The sequence below is a fragment of the Fictibacillus nanhaiensis genome (assembly GCF_023715445.1).
Lineage (GTDB): Bacteria > Bacillota > Bacilli > Bacillales > Fictibacillaceae > Fictibacillus > Fictibacillus nanhaiensis_D.
Genome location: NZ_JAMBOD010000028.1, coordinates 1 through 2,194, shown reverse-complemented (window position 1 = coordinate 2,194; position 2,194 = coordinate 1). Strand labels below are relative to the sequence as shown.

At 52.0% G+C, this 2,194-nt stretch carries 2 rRNA genes; both read left to right on the top strand.

Annotated features, from left to right (window positions below):
• Positions 1–668 (top strand): 16S ribosomal RNA (locus M3196_RS21655); the annotation flags it as partial.
• Positions 669–847: 179 nt separating this feature from the next.
• Positions 848–2,194 (top strand): 23S ribosomal RNA (locus M3196_RS21650); the annotation flags it as partial.

The following is a 2,194-nucleotide window of genomic DNA, read 5'->3' as shown; positions in this document are numbered from 1 at the left end:
TCCGCCTGGGGAGTACGACCGCAAGGTTGAAACTCAAAGGAATTGACGGGGGCCCGCACAAGCAGTGGAGCATGTGGTTTAATTCGAAGCAACGCGAAGAACCTTACCAGGTCTTGACATCCTCTGAACACTCTAGAGATAGAGCTTTCCCCTTCGGGGGACAGAGTGACAGGTGGTGCATGGTTGTCGTCAGCTCGTGTCGTGAGATGTTGGGTTAAGTCCCGCAACGAGCGCAACCCTTGACCTTAGTTGCCAGCATTCAGTTGGGCACTCTAAGGTGACTGCCGGTGACAAACCGGAGGAAGGTGGGGATGACGTCAAATCATCATGCCCCTTATGACCTGGGCTACACACGTGCTACAATGGATGGTACAAAGGGTTGCGAAGCCGCGAGGCCAAGCCAATCCCAAAAAGCCATTCTCAGTTCGGATTGTAGGCTGCAACTCGCCTACATGAAGCCGGAATTGCTAGTAATCGCGGATCAGCATGCCGCGGTGAATACGTTCCCGGGCCTTGTACACACCGCCCGTCACACCACGAGAGTTTGTAACACCCGAAGTCGGTGGGGTAACCCTTTTGGGAGCCAGCCGCCGAAGGTGGGACAGATGATTGGGGTGAAGTCGTAACAAGGTAGCCGTATCGGAAGGTGCGGCTGGATCACCTCCTTTCTATGGAGATTATGAAACAGCTTCGACTGTTTCGTAAGTACACCTATTCTTCTTTTGTTCAGTTTTGAGAGAACTCTCTCTCAACAATATGTTCTTTGAAAACTAGATATCGACATCCAAACAAATGCAAGGCAGATAGAATTATCTAATCTGCGCCAAAGCAACAACTTTTTTTATAAGGTTAAGCTAGAAAGGGCGCACGGTGGATGCCTTGGCACTAGGAGCCGAAGAAGGACGGGACGAACACCGATATGCCTCGGGGAGCTGTAAGTAAGCATTGATCCGGGGATTTCCGAATGGGGGAACCCACCATCCGTAATGGGATGGTATCCATACCTGAATACATAGGGTATGAGAAGGCAGACCCGGGGAACTGAAACATCTAAGTACCCGGAGGAAGAGAAAGCAAATGCGATTTCCTGAGTAGCGGCGAGCGAAACGGAAACAGCCCAAACCAGAGGGCTTGCCCTCTGGGGTTGTAGGACACTCTACATGGAGTTACAAAGGAACGAAGTAGGTGAAGCGGTCTGGAAAGGCCAGCCAAAGAAGGTAACAGCCCTGTAGCTGAAACTTCGTTCCCTCCTGAGTGGATCCTGAGTACGGCGGGACACGTGAAACCCCGTCGGAATCCGGGAGGACCATCTCCCAAGGCTAAATACTCCCTAGTGACCGATAGTGAACCAGTACCGTGAGGGAAAGGTGAAAAGCACCCCGGAAGGGGAGTGAAATAGATCCTGAAACCGTGTGCCTACAAGTAGTCGGAGCCCATTAACGGGTGACGGCGTGCCTTTTGTAGAATGAACCGGCGAGTTACGATCCCGTGCAAGGTTAAGTTGAAAAGACGGAGCCGCAGCGAAAGCGAGTCTGAATAGGGCGACATAGTACGTGGTCGTAGACCCGAAACCGTGTGATCTACCCATGTCCAGGGTGAAGTTCAGGTAACACTGAATGGAGGCCCGAACCCACGCACGTTGAAAAGTGCGGGGATGAGGTGTGGGTAGGGGTGAAATGCCAATCGAACACGGAGATAGCTGGTTCTCCCCGAAATAGCTTTAGGGCTAGCCTCGCGGCAAGATTCCTGGAGGTAGAGCACTGATTGGACTAGGGGCCCCCACAGGGTTACCGAATTCAGTCAAACTCCGAATGCCAGAGAATTATCCGCGGGAGTCAGACTGCGAGTGATAAGATCCGTAGTCAAAAGGGAAACAGCCCAGACCATCAGCTAAGGTCCCAAAGTATACGTTAAGTGGCAAAGGATGTGGAGTTGCCCAGACAACCAGGATGTTGGCTTAGAAGCAGCCACCATTTAAAGAGTGCGTAATAGCTCACTGGTCGAGTGACTCTGCGCCGAAAATGTAACGGGGCTAAACGTATCACCGAAGCTATGGCTTGTACCGTTTGGTACAGGGGTAGGGGAGCGTTCGAAGTGCAGTGAAGTCAGACCGGAAGGACTGGTGGAGCGCTTTGAAGTGAGAATGCCGGTATGAGTAGCGAAAGACAAGTGAGAATCTTGTCCATCGAAAGCC